General features: G+C 33.6%; 26 protein-coding genes. 4 read left to right on the top strand and 22 right to left on the bottom strand.

Annotated elements, in window-relative coordinates; all coding sequences use genetic code 11:
- The 14 genes from ybeY to rpmG all read right to left on the bottom strand — a co-directional run bounded on the left by ybeY (position 1) and on the right by rpmG (position 12,339).
- Complete coding sequence (gene ybeY, locus ACHAJD_RS00355) at positions 1-417, bottom strand: rRNA maturation RNase YbeY (RefSeq protein WP_435583856.1); 417 nt, start codon at positions 415-417, stop codon at positions 1-3.
- Positions 401-1,366 (bottom strand): PhoH family protein, encoded by a 966-nt coding sequence (locus ACHAJD_RS00360; RefSeq protein ID WP_435583857.1) that lies wholly within the window; start codon positions 1,364-1,366, stop codon positions 401-403. The genes ybeY and ACHAJD_RS00360 overlap by 17 nt, the downstream gene beginning before the upstream one ends.
- Before the next feature lie 106 nt (positions 1,367-1,472).
- Positions 1,473-1,646, bottom strand: coding sequence for a 30S ribosomal protein S21 (gene rpsU, locus ACHAJD_RS00365; RefSeq protein WP_435583858.1), 174 nt, complete (start codon positions 1,644-1,646; stop codon positions 1,473-1,475).
- Between the two features lie 129 nt (positions 1,647-1,775).
- Entirely contained in the window at positions 1,776-3,071 is a 1,296-nt protein-coding gene (gene mtaB, locus ACHAJD_RS00370; RefSeq protein WP_435583859.1) for a tRNA (N(6)-L-threonylcarbamoyladenosine(37)-C(2))-methylthiotransferase MtaB, read from the bottom strand.
- A complete protein-coding gene (locus ACHAJD_RS00375) occupies positions 3,072-3,800 on the bottom strand; it encodes an RsmE family RNA methyltransferase (RefSeq protein ID WP_435583860.1) in 729 nt (242 codons plus the stop codon). It lies immediately after the preceding gene.
- A gap of 55 nt (positions 3,801-3,855) precedes the next feature.
- Complete coding sequence (locus ACHAJD_RS00380; RefSeq protein ID WP_435583861.1) at positions 3,856-4,443, bottom strand: hypothetical protein; 588 nt, start codon at positions 4,441-4,443, stop codon at positions 3,856-3,858.
- Between the two features lie 211 nt (positions 4,444-4,654).
- On the bottom strand, positions 4,655-5,689 hold the full coding sequence (locus ACHAJD_RS00385) for a hypothetical protein (protein WP_435583862.1): 1,035 nt from the start codon (positions 5,687-5,689) through the stop codon (positions 4,655-4,657).
- 198 nt (positions 5,690-5,887) lie between these two features.
- Positions 5,888-6,997, bottom strand: coding sequence for a molecular chaperone DnaJ (gene dnaJ, locus ACHAJD_RS00390; RefSeq protein WP_435583863.1), 1,110 nt, complete (start codon positions 6,995-6,997; stop codon positions 5,888-5,890).
- Between the two features lie 60 nt (positions 6,998-7,057).
- Positions 7,058-8,899: a molecular chaperone DnaK gene (dnaK, locus tag ACHAJD_RS00395; protein WP_435583864.1), complete on the bottom strand. Its 1,842-nt coding sequence runs from the start codon at positions 8,897-8,899 to the stop codon at positions 7,058-7,060.
- An 18-nt stretch (positions 8,900-8,917) separates the two neighbouring features.
- Positions 8,918-9,469 carry a nucleotide exchange factor GrpE gene (grpE, locus tag ACHAJD_RS00400; RefSeq protein WP_435583865.1) on the bottom strand — a complete coding sequence of 184 codons (552 nt, stop codon included), beginning with the start codon at positions 9,467-9,469 and terminating at the stop codon, positions 8,918-8,920.
- 9 nt (positions 9,470-9,478) lie between these two features.
- Entirely contained in the window at positions 9,479-10,492 is a 1,014-nt protein-coding gene (gene hrcA / locus ACHAJD_RS00405) for a heat-inducible transcriptional repressor HrcA (RefSeq protein ID WP_435583866.1), read from the bottom strand.
- A 105-nt stretch (positions 10,493-10,597) separates the two neighbouring features.
- On the bottom strand, positions 10,598-11,218 hold the full coding sequence (locus ACHAJD_RS00410) for an MBL fold metallo-hydrolase (RefSeq protein ID WP_435583867.1): 621 nt from the start codon (positions 11,216-11,218) through the stop codon (positions 10,598-10,600).
- On the bottom strand, positions 11,211-12,146 hold the full coding sequence (locus tag ACHAJD_RS00415) for an ROK family glucokinase (RefSeq protein ID WP_435583868.1): 936 nt from the start codon (positions 12,144-12,146) through the stop codon (positions 11,211-11,213). The genes ACHAJD_RS00410 and ACHAJD_RS00415 overlap by 8 nt, the downstream gene beginning before the upstream one ends.
- Positions 12,147-12,189: 43 nt before the next feature.
- The gene (gene rpmG, locus ACHAJD_RS00420; protein ID WP_435583869.1) at positions 12,190-12,339 is read right to left on the bottom strand and encodes a 50S ribosomal protein L33; all 150 of its coding nucleotides are present in this window, start codon (positions 12,337-12,339) and stop codon (positions 12,190-12,192) included.
- Between the two features lie 116 nt (positions 12,340-12,455).
- Between rpmG and ispG the strand changes: the two genes are divergently transcribed.
- Entirely contained in the window at positions 12,456-13,517 is a 1,062-nt protein-coding gene (gene ispG, locus ACHAJD_RS00425) for a flavodoxin-dependent (E)-4-hydroxy-3-methylbut-2-enyl-diphosphate synthase (RefSeq protein WP_435583881.1), read from the top strand.
- A 17-nt stretch (positions 13,518-13,534) separates the two neighbouring features.
- Here the strand turns inward: ispG and ACHAJD_RS00430 are convergent, their stop codons facing one another.
- The 8 genes from ACHAJD_RS00430 to ACHAJD_RS00465 all read right to left on the bottom strand — a co-directional run bounded on the left by ACHAJD_RS00430 (position 13,535) and on the right by ACHAJD_RS00465 (position 21,148).
- A complete protein-coding gene (locus ACHAJD_RS00430) occupies positions 13,535-14,101 on the bottom strand; it encodes a hypothetical protein (protein ID WP_435583870.1) in 567 nt (188 codons plus the stop codon).
- Complete coding sequence (locus ACHAJD_RS00435) at positions 14,091-14,672, bottom strand: hypothetical protein (protein ID WP_435583871.1); 582 nt, start codon at positions 14,670-14,672, stop codon at positions 14,091-14,093. Before ACHAJD_RS00435 ends, ACHAJD_RS00430 begins: the two co-directional genes overlap by 11 nt.
- A 1-nt stretch (position 14,673) precedes the next feature.
- Complete coding sequence (gene pilM, locus ACHAJD_RS00440) at positions 14,674-15,606, bottom strand: type IV pilus biogenesis protein PilM (RefSeq protein ID WP_435583872.1); 933 nt, start codon at positions 15,604-15,606, stop codon at positions 14,674-14,676.
- Between the two features lie 15 nt (positions 15,607-15,621).
- A complete protein-coding gene (locus ACHAJD_RS00445; RefSeq protein WP_435583873.1) occupies positions 15,622-16,365 on the bottom strand; it encodes a prepilin peptidase in 744 nt (247 codons plus the stop codon).
- 61 nt (positions 16,366-16,426) lie between these two features.
- Complete coding sequence (locus ACHAJD_RS00450; RefSeq protein ID WP_435583874.1) at positions 16,427-16,897, bottom strand: prepilin-type N-terminal cleavage/methylation domain-containing protein; 471 nt, start codon at positions 16,895-16,897, stop codon at positions 16,427-16,429.
- A 152-nt stretch (positions 16,898-17,049) separates the two neighbouring features.
- The gene (locus ACHAJD_RS00455; protein ID WP_435583875.1) at positions 17,050-18,273 is read right to left on the bottom strand and encodes a type II secretion system F family protein; all 1,224 of its coding nucleotides are present in this window, start codon (positions 18,271-18,273) and stop codon (positions 17,050-17,052) included.
- Positions 18,274-18,283: 10 nt separating this feature from the next.
- Complete coding sequence (locus ACHAJD_RS00460; RefSeq protein ID WP_435583876.1) at positions 18,284-19,975, bottom strand: GspE/PulE family protein; 1,692 nt, start codon at positions 19,973-19,975, stop codon at positions 18,284-18,286.
- A gap of 15 nt (positions 19,976-19,990) precedes the next feature.
- The gene (locus ACHAJD_RS00465) at positions 19,991-21,148 is read right to left on the bottom strand and encodes a hypothetical protein (RefSeq protein WP_435583877.1); all 1,158 of its coding nucleotides are present in this window, start codon (positions 21,146-21,148) and stop codon (positions 19,991-19,993) included.
- Between the two features lie 215 nt (positions 21,149-21,363).
- Here ACHAJD_RS00465 and ACHAJD_RS00470 point away from each other — a divergent pair, with 215 nt between their 5' ends.
- Genes ACHAJD_RS00470 through ACHAJD_RS00480 form a run of 3 tightly spaced genes read left to right on the top strand, consistent with a single transcriptional unit; the run spans position 21,364 to position 23,962 of the window.
- Positions 21,364-21,990, top strand: coding sequence for a prepilin-type N-terminal cleavage/methylation domain-containing protein (locus tag ACHAJD_RS00470; protein ID WP_435583878.1), 627 nt, complete (start codon positions 21,364-21,366; stop codon positions 21,988-21,990).
- A gap of 2 nt (positions 21,991-21,992) precedes the next feature.
- Positions 21,993-22,766 (top strand): prepilin-type N-terminal cleavage/methylation domain-containing protein, encoded by a 774-nt coding sequence (locus ACHAJD_RS00475; RefSeq protein WP_435583879.1) that lies wholly within the window; start codon positions 21,993-21,995, stop codon positions 22,764-22,766.
- Positions 22,767-22,780: 14 nt separating this feature from the next.
- Positions 22,781-23,962, top strand: coding sequence for a hypothetical protein (locus ACHAJD_RS00480; RefSeq protein ID WP_435583880.1), 1,182 nt, complete (start codon positions 22,781-22,783; stop codon positions 23,960-23,962).
- Positions 23,963-23,983: the final 21 nt, after the last annotated feature.

Raw genomic sequence — 23,983 nt, forward strand, 5'->3', positions numbered from 1 at the left:
CTATCGGTATAATTTAACTTTATCTAAAATTTTATTTTGTAAAGCAAACATAACGTCTGCTTCACTTTCAGTTTCATGATCATAACCAATGGCATGTAAGAAACCATGAACACATAAAAATCCAATTTCTCTATCAATTGAGTGGCCATATTCTTTGGCTTGCTCCATCGCTACATAAAGTGCAATAAATACATCTCCAAGTTCAGATTCAATGTCACTTGGAAAAGTTAGAACGTCTGTAATACTTGATTTATTACGGTATGACATATTGAGTTCTTTAATTTTATCGTTGCTTACAAAGATAATATTAATTGTTTTATTGCGTTTGGTTTTCGTTATTTTATACGCTTTTTTTAATACGCGTTCTACGAGTAGTTCATAAGATTCACTATTTGCTTGATTAATGGTATTGATCATCATAACGCTCCAATATTTTCTGAACGAGTGGATGTCTTACAACATCAATACGTTCGAATTTTACGACTTGTATGCCTGGGACTTGTTTTAATAGTTGGGTCGCATGAATTAACCCACTTAATGTATCAGAAGGTAAATCTATTTGGGTAATATCACCTGTAACAACCATTTTAGAATTAAAACCTAATCTTGTTAAGAAAAGCTTCATTTGGCCCTTAGTGGTGTTTTGTGCCTCATCTAAAATAACATAAGCGTTTTCTAAAGTTCTTCCGCGCATGTAAGCAAGTGGGGCAATTTCAATTACACCTTTTTCTAGCAGTTCATCGGTTTGTTTATTGCCTAAGACTTCATATAAAGCATCATATAAAGGACGTAAATATGGATCGATTTTTTCTTTTAAATCTCCAGGTAAAAATCCTAATTTTTCACCTGCTTCAACAGCAGGACGTGTAAGAATAATCTTTCTAATATCTCCGTTTTTAAGTTTACTTAAAGCATGGACTACTGCAACATAAGTTTTTCCTGTTCCAGCTGGTCCTACCCCAAAGACTAAATCATTTTTTTCTATGGCATCTATGTAGACTTGTTGGTTAATTGTTTTTGGATAAATTGGCTTGCCTGTAAATGTTTTTGTAATTTCTACGCGTTTAATGTAGTGGTCTAAAATGGTGTCTTTATCCATAGTTTCTATTAATTTCGCGACATAAATAACATCACGTTCATTAATGTTTATTTGTGCATTAACTAACCTTATAAGTGTTTCAAATGTATCTTCTAATCGCGTAATAACTTCGATTTTATCGGTATCGACAAAAATACCATCGCCTTTTGTGAAGATGGTAACGTTAAATAAACTATTTAATACGTTTAAATGGCGATCGTTAACCCCGATCACCTCACTAAATGTATGAATGTTCTTAAATGAGGTCTTTAACTGGTTAAATTTCAAGCAATCAATCTCCCTTTTCAAGTTAGTTATATTATATCATAATATAAGGCAATTCTTGATAGAAAAAAATAAACGGTGAAATGGTTTCACCGTTATATTTGAGTCATTATTTTTTGTTTGCTTTATTCTGTCTTTGCTTAATTTTTTTAGAAACACTTGGCTTTACATAATATTCTCTCTTACGAGCTTCAGCAAGGGTACCTGAACGTGAAACATCGCGTTTAAATCTTCTTAACGCGTCTTCTAACGTTTCGTTATCTCTAACTACTGTTTTTGCCATGAGGTTTCCCTCCTTCCACTCTTAAATTTCACCGTAATTATAATACCAAATAATAAAGCGGTTGTAAAGTTATTTCACAAAATGTTTTCCTAAACATAGCTATTTTAAAGAAAACACCACTTTAACAGCCTACTGCTTTATGAATTCGGCTATTGATTCTGGATAAGAAGCTGTCTTTATTATAACATTATGCATAGTATTTATCAAATTCTCTTTGGTTGCGACCTTGACAAATAAGTAATTTGATGTATGCCCATAACAATATTGGCCATCACATCGTTCAAATAAAACATTTTGGGCATCGGTTTTAACCTTATCAATATACTGGTTAGCCAGCTGCTCATTAAGTAAAATCAACGCATTAACGCGCATGGATTTAATGGTTCCGTGGACGTGATCTTTAACGATTGCGGCTTTAGTGCCACTTCTTTTTGAATAAGGAAAGACGTGTAGTTCAGAAAACCCAATGGTTTTTAATGTGTTTTTAATCTCTTCAAAATGGGCATCGGTTTCTTCTGGATAGCCTACGATTACATCGGTTGTAATGGCGATATTTGGCATTCGCCTTTTAATTTCAGTAATTTTACTAAGGTAGGTATTTAAATCATAACGTCTACGCATTTTGCTTAAAATCTCATCAGATCCACTTTGAATCGGAATATGGAGATGACTTGCAAAAACTGGGTAATTTTCTAACAAATCAAGGATTTCTTCTGTAAGTTGATTAATTTCAATTGATGAAATTCTCAAGCGTTTAAGCCCTTCAAGTTCACTTAATGCTTTTAATAAATCATAAAATGAAATGTCTTTTAAATCACTACCATAACCACCAGTATGAATTCCGGTTAAGACAATTTCTTGATAACCTGATGCAATGAGTGAACGTGCTTCACGAATAATTTCATCTTTATCTCTACTTCTTATTGGCCCGCGGGCAAATGGAATAATACAATAACTACAGTATTGATTACACCCATCTTGAATCTTTATAAAAGCACGGGTGTTTTCTGAAAAGCTTGTAACATTAAGTTCATCAAATGTTTTATACTTACTAATATCTTGTACGGAGTTTATTTGACTGCGCTCTCTCATATATTGTTTAACAAGTTCTAAAAGCCTTTCTCTTCGCGCAGTACCCATAATAATATCAACGCCTTCAATTCTAGATACTTCTTCATTGGCAACTTGGCTATAACACCCAATCACTGCCACAATCGCATCTGGATTTCGTTTGATGGCTTGACGAATACTCTTACGACTTTTTGAATCACTTTGATTGGTTACTGTGCATGTATTAATAACATATACATCACTATATTCTTTATAGTTTACAATACTGAATCCATCGGCTTCAAAAAGGTTTTGTAAGGCTTCTGATTCATACGTGTTCACTTTGCATCCAAGTGTATAAAATGCAACTTTCATCTAATCACTCATTTCTAACATTAAGCTAATAGCACTTAAGGCAAACATTGCAGCAGTTTCACTTCTTAAAATTCTAGGACCAAGTGAAATACTAACAACACCTTTATCTTTTAAAAACTTAATTTCTCCTTCGCTAAATCCACCTTCAGGGCCAATAATAATCATAATATGGGCATCGGATTTAACAGTGGCTAGCATGCTTTTAAAGGAGATATTTTTTTCTTGTTCGTAAGCCACAAACACATGATCATACGGCTTAAAATCTAGCGTTTTAAGCGGCATTATTGTCTCTAAATGGCATAATTTATTTCGATGAGATTGCTCACTTGCTTCTTGAATAATCGTTTCCCATCGTTTTTGTTTTTGATCAATGGCTTTATCTTTATATTTGATAATCGTTCGTTCTGTTTCAATCGGAATGATGGTGTCTGCACCAAGTTCAGTTGCCTTTTGAAAAACGAGTTCAAAATGATCTTTTCTAATTAAAGATTGAGCTAAAGTAACATGAAATGATTTTTTGATTTTAGGAAGTGCTTGGACTTTATTTAAAGCCACTTCATCAGTAGCAATTTGTTCTATACTCATATAGTAACAAGTCCCTTCATGATCACAAACAACAATCCTATCACCTTTTTTCATGCGCATTACATGTCTCATATGATGGACTTGATTTGAATCTTTAATAATCAACTGATCCGTAATTACTTCGTTGATAAAATAACGTTGCATTATAACACCACCTTTTTACTTTAACGAATGAAAAAAGACACTTTTTCAAGCATCTTTATGAAACATTTGGTACAGATATACTTGTTTGATCAAAATCATAAAATATTGCGCTCATTGAAATGAGTTCATTATTTAAAGTATAATTTAAGAACCAGTAAATACCACTATCTGAAACTTCAATGACAAATGAATGGATTTCATCGACTTGATAATTAGAAAAAAACTCATGATCTAAGAAATTATCATAACGATTTTCTTTTAATCGCCATACACCATCATCTTCAGTGAACCATGATGCTTTTAAATGATTAATTGGTGCGACAAAATTTGTATCATTTATAAAATCTTCTTCATCAATTTGAGTGCGTGTCCAAGCATTTGTTGTAATGGGTGTATAAACATAATATTTATTATCAAGTTTAGCCATAATGAATTGTTCAAAATCACTACTAAATGCTAAAAAGTCATTGTCTTTTTTAACAACACTACCGTAAGTTGCACCAGGCATTTCTAAGTTCGTAACAACACTATAATTTTGTGCGCGGTTAATTTTTCTTAAAGTTGATTGTAATTCTGAATTAGAGCAAGCGCTCAAAGTAAGTGTTAAAAGCATTAACACAGTTAGTAGTAACAGTTTTTTCATGGTTAGCCTTCTTTCATAGTTTCTTCATTAATATTATATGAATTAAGTAAAAATGTCAAATGTTCTTAATATGTAAGAAACGTTTATATAGAGGGGTTAAAAGTGATTATTGAATAGAACTAGTTGAATAAAATGCACTAAATTCATTATAAAAAACAAAATTTCACTTATTTTTCAAAACATTCTCGATAAAAAAAGGGCTAATGCCCTTTTAAAATCTTCCAATAATTACATCACTTTCATCTATGATACCGGCCTCAACTAATGCACGCTGAAACGATGTCGCCTCACGTGAGATACGTACGGTTGCACCAGCAATCGTATCGACACTATTTTGTACAGTTCTTGTAGCTCCTGTAATGGTATCTCTACCGAAGAAGTTGTTTTCATCTATATTTAAAGCGTATTCCTCTATACTCCAATCAATAAGTGAAGTAAGTTCTGTAGCATTTTTACCAATAAGGAAGTTTTCAATTGCGGCATAGTTTCCAGCCCATCCTCCAATACCGAAGAATCCGTATTCAGCCTCAAGTGGATTCGCTTGGTCATTAGTAAAGGTTATCCCTAACGCAACTAGTAATTCAGCAGTTGTAGAATCATTATCAATGCCTTCAAATACCCCAAAATCGTTTACAACATGTGACCAATGATGAATGGTAAATATTGAACGGTTTTCATAACGGTCCCAATCTGAAACTTTCGCTAATCCAAAGTTTGAAGTAAGAATCGTTGGCACTAAATGACCATTTGCGATGGTTAAAGCTTCTACTGGTGTTGTAAAGTCAAAGTCTGCAGGAAGTTTCATTTCAAATAAGTACCTAGTAACGGGACAAACAATGCCAATTGCAATGGTGCCATCTGCATCGACCCCATAAGCATAAAACGACATTAAATCAACGGTTTCTATGGTAAACATACTCTCACCGTTTGCAGCATTTTCTCCTACAATTGCTTGAGTTGGATCAATGCTATAATCAATACTAACCGTTGCATCAGTGTTTAAGCGCGATACCCATGTACCATTTCTAAAAACCATAAAATCAATTGATGCGTCTAAAATGGTGCCATCTGCACCAAGTGTTAAAGTTGTCTCAATATATTGTGTTGCCTCATCAAACGAAACACCATTTGCTTCTCCAGCCCATGAATATCCCGTATAAGTCCCAGAATAATCGGTCGTTGCCTTACATGCTGTAATCACAAAAATAAATAAACTCATTAAACTTAAAACAAAAATTCTTTTCATGTAGATTCCTCCTATAATTATTATGTATTATATTAGTTAATTATGAATAAATGATGAAGTTTTATCATGGCTATTCTATATTTATTTTTATTAAAAGGCCAGAATTATCCTTTTATTTCTAATTAAGTGGTCAATGCTACAAAAAGCTATTTTGTAAATAAAAAACTGTAAAACATTATCTGTTTTACAGTTTAAATTTTACACTTTTATTTTAGATTTTATTTTATCCCAGACGTTTTCATCTTGGGTTAGATCTGTTTTTGAGAGTTGTTCAAAGAGTTGTTGCTGCTTCTTAGAAAGTTTAGTCGGCGTGATGACTTTTATAATTACATGCTCATCACCTTTACGTTTACTTCTTAAGTTTGGCATTCCTTTGCCTTTAAGTCTGAATGTTTTATGGGATTGAGTCCCGGCGGGTACTTTTAGTTTTACATCTCCATAAGGGGTTGGGACAATGATTTCATCCCCTAAAGCCGCTTGGGTGAACGTAATTGGCATTTCTACTACTAAATCATCTCCATGACGTTCGTATAAAGGATCTTCTTCAACTTCAAATACAATATATAAGTCTCCTGCTGGGCCACCGTTTACGCCTTTATGGCCAAAACCAGGCATGCGGAGTTGGTTATTGTTATCAACGCCTTCAGGGACATTAACACTAACGGTTTTTTCTTTACCGACAACCCCATCACCAGCACAGCTTTCACACTTTTTAGAGATGGTTTTACCTGAACCGTTACAACTTGGACAAGTTGTTTGTGTACGTGTACGACCAAATAATGTTTGTTGTTCCATAATTACAGAGCCGGATCCGCCACATTTAGAACAGGTATGAATGTCATTTTTAGAATGTGCGCCACTTCCGTGACAGCTACTACATTCTTCATACACCATCGTACGTATATTTTTTTTACCGCCATGAACGGCTTCACTAAATGAAACTTTCATGCGTTTATGAATATCTTGACCTTTTCTTGGGGCGTTGGTCGCTTGTCCTCTTCTTTGTGCGCCTCCGCCAAAGAATGAAGAAAATATGTCATTAATATCAAAATCAAAGCCACCAAATCCTTCACCACCAAAGCCAGCTTGGCTTGCTTGGTGACCGAATCGGTCGTATTGCGCACGTTTATTAGAATCACTTAATACTTCGTAAGCTTCTTGAACTTCTTTAAACTGTGCTTCTGCATTGTCTTCTTTACTTACGTCTGGGTGGTATTTCCTTGCGAGTTTACGGTAAGCGGACTTGATTTCTGCATCAGACGCGTTTTTATCTATACCTAATACTTCGTAGTAATCTCTTTTGCTCATAATTCACCTCTTTTAAAAAGGGGATGAAGCAGCAAAAGCTGCTTCAAAACTCTTTAATAATTAGTTTACTTCTTCAAATTCTGCGTCCATGACATCATCGTTGTCATCTTTTGATGCATCTTTACCTTTACCGTTTACATCTGTGTCAGCTTCTTGTTGGGCTTGTTGTGCTTTTTGAGCTTGTTCATAAGCTTTAGCAGATAGTTTTTGAGCGATTTCTTCTAAGCTTTCTTTTTCTTTTTTAATTGCATCAACATTGTTGTCATCTAAAGCCTTACGTAATTTAGAGATTTTATCTTCAGCTTCTTGTTTTTCTTCTTCAGAAACATCACTTAAATCTTTTAATGCTTTAGTGGTTGCAAATATGAGTTGATCTGCTTCATTTTTAAGTTCAGCTTCTTCTTTTAATGCTTTATCTTTATCAGCATTTTCTTCTGCTTCTTTAACCATACGTTGAATGTCTTCTTCTGTTAGACCTTCATTGTTTTTGATGGTAATTTTTTGTGATTTTCCAGTACCTAAGTCTTTAGCATTAACATTGACAATCCCGTTCGCATCAATATCAAATGATACTTCAATTTGTGGGACACCACGTGGTGCTGGTGGAATATCTGCAAGTTGGAAGCGTCCTAATGTTTTATTTTGGTTTGCCATTGGGCGTTCACCTTGTAAAACATGGATATCAACCGCTGGTTGGTTATCTGCAGCTGTTGAGAATACTTGTGATTTACTCGTTGGAATGGTGGTATTTCTTTCAATCAATTTAGTGAATACACCACCTAAGGTTTCAATACCAAGTGATAATGGTGTAACATCTAATAATAAGACATCCTTAACATCACCAGCTAATACACCTGCTTGAATGGCTGCTCCCATTGCAACGACTTCGTCTGGGTTTACACCTTTATTTGGTTCTTTTCCTAATTCATTACGAATAGCGTCTTGAACGGCTGGAATTCTCGTTGAACCCCCAACAAGTAATACTTGATGAATGTCGTTTTTAGTCATCCCTGCATCTTTTAATGAACGGCGAACTGGTCCCATAGTTTTTTCAACTAAGTCTTCAGTTAACTCGTTAAATTTCGCACGAGATAAAGTCATATCCATATGAAGTGGTCCACTTGACCCTACGGTAATATAAGGGAGTGAAATCGTAGTTTTTGAAACGCCTGAAAGATCTTTTTTAGCTTTTTCAGCCGCGTCTTTAACACGTTGTAATGCCATTTTATCATTACGTAGGTCTACACCGTTTTCTTTTCTAAATTCACTTACTAGATAGTCAATAATTCTTTGGTCGAAGTCATCCCCACCTAAACGGTTATCTCCTGCAGTTGAGATTACTTCGAATGTACCTTCAGCTAAATCTAAGATAGAAACATCGAATGTTCCACCACCTAAATCGTAAACTAAAATGGTTTGATGTTTATCTGTTTTATCAATTCCATAAGCTAGTGCAGCTGCGGTTGGTTCGTTGATGATACGTTTAACTTCTAACCCTGCAATTTTACCTGCATCTTTTGTTGCTTGACGTTCTGCATCATTAAAATATGCCGGAACTGTAATAACTGCTTCTGTGACTTTTTCACCTAAATAGCTCTCAGCAGTTGCTTTTAAGTTTTGTAAAATCATTGCTGAAATTTCTTGTGGTGAATATTCTTTACTGTTTACTTTTACTTTTTCGTTAGTACCCATTTTACGTTTAATTGATGATACTGTTTCAGGGTTTGTTACGACTTGACGTTTTGCAACTTCCCCTACTTGAATCTCACCATCTTTAAATGCAACAACACTTGGTGTTGTGCGGCCACCTTCTAAGTTAGCAATAACTTTTGCTTCTCCGCCTTCCATAACGGCAACGCAAGAGTTGGTTGTTCCTAAGTCAATTCCTATAATTTTTCCCATGATTTATCTCTCCTTTTATTATTCGCTTACTTTGACCATTGAAGGTCTAATGAGTCTATCTTTAAATGTATACCCTTTTTGGTATACCTCAATTACTAAGTTGCTTTCTACCCCATCACGTTTTTCTTTTGCGACCGCTTGATGGAGGGTTGGATCAAATGGTTTGTTTAATGCATCAATTTCATTTAATCCTTCTTCTTTTAATGTTTCCATTAAGTCTCTACGAATCATTTCAAACCCTTTTGCATAAGGTTTTATTTCTCCGTTATCTGATTCGTTCATTAAACCAATTTCTAAGTTATCTAGTGGGGTCATTAATTTTTTTACCAAATCCACATTTGCAAATATTCTGTCTTTAATACGTTCTTCATTCATACGACGTTTAAAGTTTTGTAGTTCTGCTTGATTTCTTAACAATTGATCTTTAAGTGATTGTATTTCTTCTTTAAGGGCTTCCTCATTAGAAGTTGTTTCAACTTCAGTAACCGTTTCATCTTGTGTTTCTTCAATTATTTCTTCAACTATTTCTTCTTTTTGAAGATCTTTATCTTCAGCTTTCTTCTTACTCATAAGCGCCTCCTATTCTTTGTAAAGTTTTGACATGTGTGCTGCTAAATATTTTAGTAGTGGAATAACTTTTTGATATTCCATGCGTGTTGGGCCAACTACTGCTATGGTTCCTTTTTCACCATCACGCACTTCGTAAGGCACCATGACGACACTACAGTTATTCATTGCAGTGATTTGATTTTCTCTACCGATTCTGACGGTTAATCCGTTAGATTCACCATGTTCAATAAGTTTTAAGATATCGTTTTTTTCAAAGAAGTTCATTAATTCTCTTACACGTTCTACATCACTGAATTCTGGTTGATATAACATATTGCTTTGTCCAGATAAATAGTATTTACTTTGTGTGAATCGTGTAAAAGCATCAAGAAAAGCTTCAATGATTTTACGATTATAAACGAGTAAATCTTTAATGTGTTTGTGATTGATTTCATAATGAATTTTTTCACTCACTTGTCCAATGGGAACATCATAAAGTATGTCATTAAATATTTCCATAATTTTTGTGAGTTCTTCAGGTGAGGTTCCTTTTGGAAGGGTGATATTTTTACTTTCAACATGGCCTAAGTTTGTAATAACAAGTAAGACACATAATTGATCGTAAATCGGAACAAGTTCGATTTTCTTAACGCGTGAATTTCTAGCGTTTGGCCCTAATGCAATGGTGGTATAATTGGTTAATTGGCTTAGTAAATTCATCGCTTGTTCAATGGTTTCATCACCGGCTAACTCTTCATTCTTGAATAAATCATCAATGAGGGTTAAATCAAGATCAAAATCATCATCATCCTTTAAGAGTGTTTCTACATAGTAATGATACCCTGTCTCAGATGGGACACGTCCGCTTGAAGAATGTGTTTTTTCAATAAACCCAAACTCTTCTAAATCTGCCATATCATTACGGATGGTCGCAGAACTAAAATCAAGTAATTTGGATAAGGTTCTAGATCCAACTGGTTCTGCGGTTTTAACGAACTCTTCTACAATAAGTTTTAAGATTACTTTTTGACGATCAGTAAGCATGAAATCACCTCTTTAGCACTCACATTACCGGATTGCTATTGGTATTATAAACGATATTTTTAGCACTGTCAAGAGATGAGTGCTAAAAAATAAAAATCCGCAAGGTTATGCGGATTTAATATATGGATTGAAATTCATTTCATGGGCGATGGTTGTGAAATGGCCATGCCCTGGATAGACTAATGTATTGGGTTCAAACACTTTGACTAAGTTGTTTACTGTCTCAATTATTGTATCAGGATCACCGGTTGGAAGATCGGTTCTACCAATGGTTTCTCTAAACAAACAATCGCCTGAAAATAAAAGATTTTTGTAATGAAAACTGACACTTCCTCTTGTATGTCCAGGTGTATGATGTACTGTAATGTGGTCTTCCCCTAATTTGAATGATTCTACTTCATCAAATGTATGCACTTTATGTTTACTAGAGATTTTAAAACGATCTGACATATAAGTAGAAAGATTTAAGTTAGGATCAAATAAAAAGTCTCGCTCCAAAGTATGAATATAAATTGGTGCGTCAAAATCTTCTAGTAAGTGATTTAATCCACCAATATGATCATAATGACCGTGGGTTAATAAAACCGCTTTTAATGTCAGATTTTCTTCGGTTAAAATGCGTTTCATTTCTTGGTAGTTTGACCCTGGGTCGATGATATAGGCTTCATTGGCTTCATGAATGATATAACAGTTTTCTGCGAAATCGTTAAAAATCGCTTTAACCATGGTTTTTCACCGCCTGATAACACCCATATATCCCTGCATCATTACCGAGTTTTGCAAGGGTAAATACGGTATCATTTTTTACTGCTTTAAAGGCTATTTCTTTAAATCTACGTTCGATTTTATGGATTAAAAAATCACCAGCTAAAGATACTCCTCCCCCAAATACAAAGGCATTTGGGTTAACAATAACACTAATGATTTGAGAAGCTTTAGCTAAGGCTTCTGCGACTGTATCGACGACTTTTAAAGCAATCAGATCGCCTGATTTAGCTAAGTCAAATATATGTTTAGCACTATATGAATCTTCATTTCTTAGTTTAGATTCTAACGGGGTTGTTTTTATATAATAGCTTACAAGATTTTTAACAGCGGTTGCGCTTGCTAAGGTTTCAAGACATCCTGTATTGCCACACCCACAAACAATGGGGAAATCTTTGATAAACATATGACCCACTTCACCACCAGCACCAAAAGCACCTTCAATGATAGTCCCGTCATAAATCACGCCACCCCCAACACCAGTTCCAAGTGTATATAAAACCATATGAGGATAGGCTTTACCCGCACCAAACGCTTGTTCACCAAGTGCGGCTACGTTTGCATCATTATGAACTTTTACAATAAATGGAGTTTTAAAATAAGATAAGAACTCTTTTTTCACATCAAAAACTTCCCAACCTAAATTAACTGCTCTATAGACTATATCCTCTTTAACAGGACCTGGAACGCCGAATCCTACACCATGTATTTTATCAATGCCTTCTGGTTGTTGTTTGATTTCTTGAGCGATTTCTTTTAGAATATGGCTGCCACTATCTTCTAAATTCGTATCAATTGCCCATTTTCTGAGTAAGGTTCCTTTTAACGTGAATAGCCCAAATTTAATACTGGTCCCACCAATATCGATGCCATATATAAATTCTGCCATACTAACCTCCTATCCAAAAAAAACTTCCATGAAAAAGAAGTTTTTATTTTTTTTCTCTATGTAATGTTTTTTTATTACATTTTTTACAGAACTTTTGTACTTCCATGCGGCTTGGATGCGTTTTTTTATTTTTAGTAAGAATGTAGTTTTCATCATTACACTCCGTACACTTTAAAACAAATTGTACTCTCATATACTTTCCTCCTCATAAAAAACTCTACATTATAATACACTTAATTTTTGAAAAAATCAAGACTAAACATAGTATTTTTATCATTACTTAGGTATAATAATAGCGGTGATAATATGATAAAAAGAACCCAAACTAAAAAAGTATTTGTTAAACACTTACAAATCGGTGGACAAAATAAAGTCGTGATCCAAACGATGACGCAAAATAAGACTTCTAATATAGAAAAAGTTGTTAATGAGATTAACACTTATGCTACTAATGGTGCGGATTTAATTCGTTTAGCCATTTTAGATATGGAAGATGCAGAAGCCTTAAAAGAAATTAGAAAACAGACCAATGCATTGCTTGTTGCAGATATTCATTTTGATTATAGACTTGCACTTAAAGCGATTGAAAATGGGATAGATAAAATTAGAATTAACCCAGGTAATATTGGTTCAATTGATAAAGTTGAAGCCGTTGTTAAAGCCTGTAAAGAAAAAAAGATTCCAATAAGAATCGGAGTAAATGCTGGCAGTTTAGAAAAAGATTTACTTGAAACTTATGGACGCACCGCACAAGCCATGATTGAAAGTGCTAAACGCCATATTGCCTTATTAGAAAATTTAGACTTTTATGATACCATCATTAGTTTAAAGGCAAGTGATGTCACCCTAACTATAGATGCCTATTTACTAGCCTCTAAAACCTTTGATTATCCCCTTCACATAGGGATTACTGAAGCTGGTCCTTTATATCAAGGCATTATTGCAAGCAGTGCAGGGCTTGGGTCGCTTTTATATCACGGGATTGGCGATACCATTCGCATCAGTTTAACAGCCGATAGACTAGATGAGTTAAAAGCTTGTAAAACCCTACTTGCATCATTTAATTTATATACAGCCCCTAAAATTATAAGTTGTCCAACCTGCGGAAGACTAAGTTATGATATGAAACCATTTCTAGCTAAAGTGGAAGATTATTTAAACACTAATCAGATTAACTTAACGGTTGCTGTGATGGGGTGTGCAGTTAATGGACCTGGTGAGGCTAAAGAAGCTGATATAGGTATTGCTGGGGGTAAAAATGAAGGCTTAATTTTTGTAAAAGGAAAGATTAAAAGAAAAGTAAGCCAAGAAGCATTATTTGATGCATTTATTGAAGAAATTACATTATTTCAAAAAGAAAACGCCGATTAATAATCGGCGCTTTATATTTATTTAGCGTATACTGCAGCGATTGCAATGGTTACAGGAATTTGACCTGTACTAGTTAAATCATACTCAACACTTTGAATTAAAAAGGTTTGATTACTATTGAATAAATTATCAATAAACAGTTGAAGTTCAGTTAAATCATCTGCTCTAAATGTAATTAAGACGGTATATAAATCCACATCATCAGATAATTCTCTTAATGGTGTCCCTTGTGGGAATGTGGTTGGATTATTTCCTATAATAACATTTCTTTGTGTTTGCGCATTATTTGGTATTCCTGAAAGTTCTAGCTGTGCTTGAATATAAAGAAGTAATTGATCTCTATCATATTTAGCAGGCACTATTTGATGCATTTCAATCATACTTGGTAATTGCTCATTTCGATTTTCACTTACTAATCGCTCTATACTATTGATTTGGGCTTGAAGTTGTTGATTATTTCTTTCAGTTGATTCAATACGACTATCCATTTGACTAAGTATTAAAAATCTAAAGCCAAAAACACCTACGATGACAATAAATAATAACAAAATAAATAAAATATCACTTGAACGTTTATTCAGCATCTAATGTCACCTCAATCGTATATACCGCAGTATAGGTAAAGTTGGAGGTTATAGCAGGTGTGGAGTTATTTGATGTTCTGACAAATGGTAAATCAATAAAATCCCAGTTTAAACTTCTAAACTCAATAGCTGTATTTAGCTCAACAACAATATCAAACTGTTGATTGACGGCACTATAACGAACAAAACGTACTCTTCCGTCATAAGCCAAGATTAAATCTTCAATCAATGCATAATGATCTTGATAATCGATTTGATGATGCTCAACTCTTTCAACAACTCTTAAGAAGTTTAAACGATTTTGCTCAATATTATACCCAATCATTTCTTCACTAACAAGTAACAATTGAAATTGTAAGTCACTATTTACCTCAAGCGCATTATCTAAACGCGCTTGCCTAGCTGATAGCGGAAAATATATAAAAATCCAACTAAGTATAACTGCAAATAAGACAATCAGTAAAATATTAACATTGAACTGTCTAGGACGTTTCATATCAGGAAGTAAATCTATATAGATAAATTCATTAGCCATTTGTTGGGCTTTTGCTTGGAATTTACGATTTGCCATATTACCAAAGCCCCCTTTGAGTTACTAGTGAGGCCGCTAATGGAATATAACACTCCCTATCAATAAGCGTATCAACAATTTTACTTGCTTTTTTCATGTCAAATATGCGAATCATTTCTTCATCATGGAAATATTCAGTGAGAAATTCATTGGTATATCTACTAGTCATGTTAAAGACAATAACGCGGTTAATTTCACGTTCACCAGCATTTAAATTATATTTATAATAGTTAGCTATTTTCCCTATTTCACTATCTAATAGTTCTAAATATTTGTTATCAGTTAATGTTTTAGCTTGAATATTTTGGACTAAAGAAAATAATGGAATTTCTTCATCAAATATGTAAAGTGAATAAGTTTGATCAAATACCGCCATAAACATAACGTCTTTTTCAAATCTTAAATCACTATCTTCATTTTTTCTATAATAAAATAAGCGATGTAAACTAAGTGGTGGAATGTCAGTTCTAACCACTTGCATATTCATATTATAAAAAAGAGAGACATAAGATTTTAGTTCATTTTGTGGTGCGTAAAACATAATAACTTCATAATGATCTTCATTTTTACGGTGAATCACATAATCCATTTTCATGTCTTTAAATGGTACCATTATCATCTTTTCCATTTGTTGGCGAATATAATCACCAATTTCATTTGGTTTATAAATGATAGGCACTTCTATTTTTCTAAAAGTAAAAAGTTCTTCATGAACAATTAAGTTTACACGTCTTGCTCTAATTTTAAACATTTTAAAAGTGTCTTTTAATATTTTTAAAAGACGCTCTTCTCGGTAAATAACCCCGTTTTCTATAATACCGGGTTCAAGTTCTACTGAACTATATTTTAGTTTTTTCATGTTATAGCCATCTGGCTTTTCAATAAATGATACTTCTCTATCTGTGAAAAAAACATTCAGTACGCTACGTGCCATACAACCAACCCTTTCCTATAACAAAGATGCATACCACTCTAGTATTCTTACCCCAAAGAAATACGTTATAAGAACCCCTAAAAATATAAATGGTACAAATGGAATAGGATTATTCTTCCTTAGTATGCTTCTACCTAGTATTATACCAAGTAATGAAGCAAAAAACAAACTCATAAATACTAATCTTAATCCTAAAAATAAACCGATAATAAAATAGAGTTTAATATCTCCACCACCAAGGGCATCTTGTTTAAAGCGATATTTACCATACCAAGCCAAAAAGTACATAAAAGTAAATGCTAAAATACCACCAAAAAGCGCATCAATCCATGTATGCATGGGATAAATCATTCTTAAAATAAAAACGGTTGGTAAGAATATAATGAGTATTTTATCAGGAACAATTTGATATTCTATATCAGATACGGTAACAATGATCATTAATGAAATGAATATTGCCGCTATAACAAACTCAACTAAGTTATCTTGATAAATATAGTAGACATAAGTAATCAATAAACCACCTAGTAGTTCATATATTGGATATTTTATACTAACTTTATTTTTACAATTACTACATTTACCTTTTACTAAAAACCAGCCCAAAAGTGGTATGATACCATACCACGGAATAGGTTGGTTACAGTTATCGCATTGACTATGCCCTAGAATAGATTGCTTCTTTGGTAATCGTGTTCCAACAACGGTATAAAATGATGTAAATAGACTTGAAAACAAGAATACAAATATGTATATCATAAATTAGCTCCTTGTTATTTTAAAAAAGCAATATCCGAAGATATTGCTTTAAGTTAAATTATTAACCAGCAGGTACAAACGCAGGTGGTTCTAGAGTGAAATCTGCTTCCGCTATAGTAAATAATGTGTCGGGTTGGTCTAATACCATACCTCTTGTAGCTGTACTTGGATTTCCAATGAATGTATAACTTGGAGTAACGACAGCAACAAGATAGACACCATCATAGTAATTAACTACGTAGGTTACATTTGCAGCTAATCCGCTTATAAACTCTGATAATTGAGTTTCAGTTAAGTTATCATTTTCAGTTGATGAAGCGGCACAGTACTGAGCTCTCTCAGTAGCATTAGCAGAAGTACAGTATAAGTTAGCTGCATTTCTAATTGATACTGCATCTGCAATAACTGCATCTTTTTGTGCATTTGTAACTATTCCACCAACAGCTGGAATAGAGATTGCTGCGATAATTCCTAAAATTACGATAACGATTAGTAACTCAACTAACGTTACCCCTTTATTATTTTTAATCATTTTATTTCCTCCTATTTTTTTATTATTTAAGCTTATTAAGAACCCCTCTAACAAGCCTTAAGTTGTTTTAAATATACCACATATATTAGTTCGTAGTCAACTAAATATAGTAATTTGTGTATTATTTAATATGTTTTATGTTTAAGCGTTATTTAGCCTAACTGATCTGATAGTGCAAGTGATGGCATCATAACGGCTAAAATCATTATTACAATCATGACATAAATGAAGATTAATAGTAATGGTTCTAATGCTTTTTTCATACGTTCTACTTTTATTTCACTGTCTTCATCATAAAATTGTGCAAGTCCTGACATCATCTTACCGAGTTCACCTGTTCGTTCACCAACACTCATCATACGTGTGAATACGACTTCTGAGGCAAAGTGATGTTCAAATGCAGTACTCATGAGTTCTCCACCATTAACATTTTTTTGTGCTTCTACAAGTAATGCACGGTAAACTTTATTATCAAGTGTGTCATACGTAGTCTTTAGTGAATCTTGTAATGGGACATGGTTTTTCATGAGCTGTGCTAAGGTTGATGCAATACGTGAAAGATTATTTAAGACTGTTAATGCCCCAAATATAGGCATCCTAATTGCAATATAGCTTAATGCATACTGTAATTTATAACTTTTTTTCTTTAAAGTTCTAAACAATATAATAAACGCTATAAAGCCTATTAATAGATAGATTCCATTAGCGCGTAAGAATTTACCAATATCCATGAAAAACACGGTGACACCAGGTAATTCTCCCCCTAATTGGTCATACATCCCTTCAAACTGAGGGAGTACCCCTACCATTAAGAATATGGCAACACCGATGGCAACTGTCATATAAATAATTGGAAGCATTAAAGTTGATCTAATTGATGATTTGAGTCGGTATTGTTTTTCAAAGTAATCGACAATTTCGGTCAGTACATCTTCTAAATCGCCTGTTTTTTCTCCAACAGCAATCATTGAAACTAAAATCTTAGGGAATTCTTTAGGGTATTCTTTCATAGATTCAGAAAACAACTGTCCGCCGTTTACTTCATAATAAATCCCATAATAAATTCTACGTACCGCTTTATTGGTTTGCTGTGTCGCTAAGATTTCACATGCTTCATTTAACTTCACCCCAGAACGAAGGAGTGAGGATAATTGTTTTAAATAAAAGATTAAATCCTTATCTTTAATAATTTTACCAAGCGTAATACGGTTAAGCTGTGCCATAAGACTTTTATGCATTTCTATCTCAATTGCACGCATGCCGTTTTCAAATAAAAATTGATCTACAATCGCCTTAGAAGGCCCTTCTGCCATCCCTTTAACGATTTTCCCGTCCTTCATGCGTTTCGCTTTATAACGATAATCATTAATTTTCATGGCTATCCTCCTAATCGAGTCCTAGTTTCAAGATTTCTTCAACGGTTGTAATGCCTTCTTTAACTTTTTCAAGACCTGCTTCAACGAGTAATTTCGTACCGTCTTTACGGGCTTGTTCTAAAATATCATATTCTTTTTCATGATTTGATATCATGCGGATAATTTTTTCGTTAACATCAAGCATTTCAAATACAGCAACACGGCCTTTATAGCCTTTATTGTTACAACTTGAGCAACCAACAGCTCTTCTTACACGTTTAATGTCATCATACCCATTACGTGCGAAGATTTCTTTTTCGTTTTCGGTTGGGGCTTCTGCTTTAGCACAAACATTACATACACGTCTAACTAAACGCTGTGCAACAATCCCACTCATAGATGAGGCAACTAAGAACGGGTCAATCCCCATATCAATTAAACGCCCAATGGTTTTAACCGCACTATTAGTATGGATTGTAGACAGTACTAAATGCCCTGTTAATGCTGCTTTAACTGCGATTTGTGCTGTTTCAACGTCACGAATCTCACCAATCATAATGATGTTTGGATCTTGTCGTAATATAGAACGCAGTGCACTTGCGAAGGTAAAATTAATATCTGGATTAATATTTACCTGGTTAACCCCTTCAAGTTCAATCTCGACGGGATCTTCTACCGTAATGATATTCACATCAGGATCATTTAATTGATCTAAACAAGCATATAGTGAGGTTGTTTTCCCAGAACCCGTTGGTCCTGATACGAGTACAATTCCATTTGGTCGGCTAATCATGCGCATAAAGATTTTACGATCAGCCTCTGATAACCCTAAACGATCAATCCCTTGTGAATCACGTGATAAGTCAAGCACACGCATAACGACTTTTTCCCCACGTACAGTAGGTAAAGTTGAAATACGTAAATCAATTGGACGGCCTTCAATAACCGTTTTAATACGCCCATCTTGAGGTGTTCTATTATCGGTAATGTCCATATGAGACATAACTTTAATACGTGAGACAAGTTTTGGTAAAATAACTTTCGGTAATGATTTTTCAGTACTTAAAACCCCGTCAATTCGGTATCTTATTTTAAACTCGATATCCGTAGGGTCAATATGAATATCACTGGCTTCTGATTTAACAGCTGTCAGTAATATTTGGTTTACTAGCTGAATGATTGGGCTTTCTGCCGCTTCTTGTTCTGGTTCTTTTACAAGTTCATCATAGAATTTTTCAGTTGTTTTCTTTTCAGAATCAACCACAATTCCAAGTGATTTTAATGTTTTAGAGAACCCGTAATAACGCGCAATTGCTGTATCAATGTCATTTTTTGTTGCAATAACTGTTTCAACATTCATTCCTGTTTTTAAACGCACGTTTTCTAGGGTTGGAAAATCGAGCGGATCGTTTGTTGCAATAACAATACGACGCCCACTAATGTTTATCGGCATGATTTTAGATTTAGATACAAAATCTTCATCTAAAAGTTTTAATACCGCATCATCAACGTAAATTAACCCTAAGTTAACACGTTTAATTCCTAAGGAATCACTTAATGCATCAACAATTTGCGAATCGGTACAGTAACCAAATCTAATTAATGCTTCCCCAATTTTTTCGCCTTTATCACGGCGTCTTAGGGCCTCATTGATTTCTTCTTCTGTAACAACATTTTCGCGTATCAAAACGTCCCCTAAACGTTTTGGTATGGTCTTAGCCATAGACTCACATCCTCTTTAAGAAAGAATAATTTCTGCAACTGGTGGATAATATTCTGTAATAATTACAACTTCTTTAATTTTTTCCCCGTTTAAATTATGTATATGACGAATGACTTGGACGATTACCCCTTGCGTACCATCTTGAACTAAACTTGGATTTGATGTGGTTTGGGTTGGGAAATCGACATAAGTAATTGCTTTTGTAACAACAACTTCATTAAGGAATGGTGCGCCAATTAATCTGAATATTAAGAACCCACCGCTTAATTCAAATTCAATATTATAGCCACTAAGACTATTATTTTCAAAACTAAAGTCAAGTCCTTGTGAACGATGGACTAAAACATTTCTACCAAAATTAGGAAAATCGTTAATCGTATGATTCCCGTCAATTTGAGGAATATAGTTTCTTTCAAATATTGTCATATGGGTTTCACTAATAGTATCTAAGAATAGTATCCCTAAAAAACTTAACTCGGCATTTGTAAAGGCGTTCCCAAAATTGCTTAGCATACTAAATTCAGTTCTAGCGCCAATTGGAATAACACCATCTGGATATTGATCGGTCAATTTGGAATAAAAGTTAGCCTGATTAATATTACTTGGCACTTCTATTGAAGATAATACCAATATCTCATAAAGATTTTCTACATTTAATATATATTGGTTCAAATTTTTACTTGAAAAAGTCTTCATACGTGCGCCATCTTCAATAAAATCATCAAGTAATTGTTCTAAATCAAATTGATCTTGAAGGGTCGCCATAAATGGCTGTTGTTCAAGTTCGAAAAGAATTTCTGCCCTTACTTGATCAGAAAAAGACACGAAGAGTTCATTCGACCTTCCTGCTTGAATATTGTTTAAACTTCTATTAATATCAAAAAAGAGAAGTTCACGATCTAGTTCATAAACGAACCCCTGATAGTTCACTTCAAATACAACACGTTCATCATTTAGCCATGCATTGACTCTATCCCTTAACTTTTCTTCCGCTTCCTGCTCTGTTAAGCCCCCTACATAGACACTTCCAATAAATGTGTTTTCTGGATATTTCCCTATATTAAAGCCTGTAATCATATACCAAAATGCAAATACACTTGCTGCACCAATGAGTATAATCACTGCAGTATAAAGGTAATATCCTAAGTTACTATTTCTAAACTGAGAAGCCATTTTATCACCACATTTACACATATTTACTTTATTATACAATATTTTTTTTATTTAACAAAGGTATCATGTGTAAAATTGAAAGTTTTATCTATTTTTTCTTCATAATACGTATATTAGAGTTAAAATTTGTATGTTATTTTCTCTTAGTTAAAATCAGTAGCGATATATGGCTAATATGGTATAATGTAATAAAGAATAGGGAAAGGGTGATTACTATGAATAATGAAAAAGGGTTTTCGTTAATAGAAATTTTAGCGGTTATCCTAATCACAACTAGTATTCTAGTGCCTTTATTAGTTTCCCTTAGTGGAAACTTTCAAGTAAACGTCCGCATGATTAATAAAAGTGTTGCGACTTCGCTTACAACAGAGGCGTTACTTTCTTTTCAAAACATGTATTACCAAGATGTTGAAATTGCATTGAATAATCATGATAGACCCTTTTTGAAGTTTACTGAAAATGAAGGGTGCGATTTATTAAGAGACTATTCAACAGCCCCTATTAATTCTTTTACATTATATTATAGTAATCAAAGAGTTTGTGAATATGTATTTGAAATGCAAGCCATTAACCGTAGTTTCAGTGACGATCAATTTATGGTGATCGTGTATCCTTTTAGAGTCCCTGAAGATGAATATACAGCGTATATCGCTTCAGTAAATCAAGCTTATACGGATGGGGAAATCCCTATTGAAGTTCGTGATAGACTATTAACTGTTACAAGTGGGTCGTCTTTACGAATTTTGCGCACAATCGTTTGGATTCAATATGGTGAAACCTCTGGTAGTAATGTTATAAGAACCGGTCTTTTATCTCCTGAAGTTGAAGTGGAGGTAGAATAATCATGAAGCCAGTTCAAAATAATAAAGGGGTTACCATTTTCGAGATGTTAATCACAATATCTATCGGAAGTATGGTACTAGTTATGTTATTCAGTATTTTAACAACAACGTTAATTACAAAGAATGTAATTGATTATACCAACCGATTAGATGATGAAGTTTATGATATTAATGATTTCTTAAATTATAGATTTCAACGTTTGGGTTATAAATCAATCATGGAATATGATTTATCAACTAATAATGAAGAAACACAAACACAATTCGTTTTTTTACTTACGAACGAATTTAGACCCGTATTTGAAACCGTTGCAGATACCACTCAAATTTCTTTAAAACGCGATGTCTTTAAAGTGTACATTTTGTTTATGGATGTTGAAACAGATACAATTTACTTTGATGTTTTGTTTGAAGTTGATATCTATGATGAAACAGACTTAACTTATACTGGACCAACCTATGATGAGCAAATCGATACTTTTTTAAACCAAATAAATTCTTATGTTAGTTTGTTTGTTAATAGCCCGTCTAATCCAATTTCTAATCCAAATTTAGTATTACATGAAGGATCTGTTATTCGTTTTAAAACTGATGAGGCGGGGCAACATTGTTTAAGAGGTTATCAAGAAGATCGTTTATCAATAGGTTATGGTATAGAAAAACTTGTATCAAACTGTTCAAGCGCTTTTTTAGAATTTAACTTAGTCGTTAGTTATCGTTTAAGTACAGGTGGTATTTTACCACAAAAAGAATATAATTCGACTTTACTCTATTAAGGAGGCATAGTCATATGAGAAATGAAAAAGGTAGTGTTTTAAGTATTGCCATTGTAATTATTTTTGTGCTTTCTTTTGCGATTACAACAACGAGTGTTTATACTGCAAATGTTGCACAAAGAACAAGTACAATTGTAGAAAAAAATGATGAGGACTTGTTCGCAAGAACCATTGTTCGTAGTGCGATGCATGAACTGAAAATGTTCATTAATTCGCCGTTAACCGAATACACAACATTTTTTAATGAAGATCAAGAAGAACTAGAACGTATTAGTACTTTATATAATGAATTAATTGTAGAATATTATTTAAGTGCCTTTAATGAAGTCATAACTGAAGATAGACTTGTTTGGATTATTATAGGGGATGAAGAGTTTACTGAAGATTCTACTTCTTTTACTAGAACCTATAGATTAACGTATACCCGTTTAAATGGACGTACGATATCAAAAGAATTGTTGGTTGAACTTAAAAACGATCCAGATTCTGAACCTGTAATCATTAATCCAATTTCAGATTTCACTGATTTATTTGACTTTATTGCAACAGATGATTTTGATAACGCAACCCCACTTGATTGTACAGGGGATTGCCAAACACACTTTTACGAAACGTATTTTATAGAAGCAAACCGTAATCGTGGTGTTTTAGATGATCGTAGTGTCATCAAACTAGAAGAGTCGCTTTCTATTGATCCTTCAAACAATCCAAATCAAGCCAGTTACCTCGATTTAAGAGGATCGGCAATGATTATTAATAATGACTTTACTTTAAATGATGTTTCAGAAATAAGAAGTTCATTAGTAGGGGTCCCAGGGATTATTATCGTAAAAGGTGATTTTAATATTACTACCCATCAAATCGGTCTTGAAATTAACAATGTTTATATCTTTGTATTAGGCAATGTTAATATTACTTTAACTGCAACAAACCAAAATCAAGGGGCGTTAACAGGTTCAAATTATTATTTTGTTTCCACAAATCCAATCAATAACATTACCCCTTCAAGTAATAACACATTTTATAAAGCTTCAACCATTCACGAAGGTGTTAACTATTATTATTTAGGATCATTTTCACAGTTTCCTAATTTCCAAACCATCCAAAATAACTTACAAAACATTATTGATTTTGATGGGACTGAAAGTTTTAATCAAATATTCAATTATATTGAAGGTACGTTTGAAGAAGATTAGATTGTACATTGTGTACAATCT

It is taken from the genome of Liberiplasma polymorphum, from assembly GCF_043951795.1.
In the GTDB taxonomy this organism is placed as follows: domain Bacteria; phylum Bacillota_I; class Bacilli_A; order Izemoplasmatales; family Izemoplasmataceae; genus Liberiplasma; species Liberiplasma polymorphum.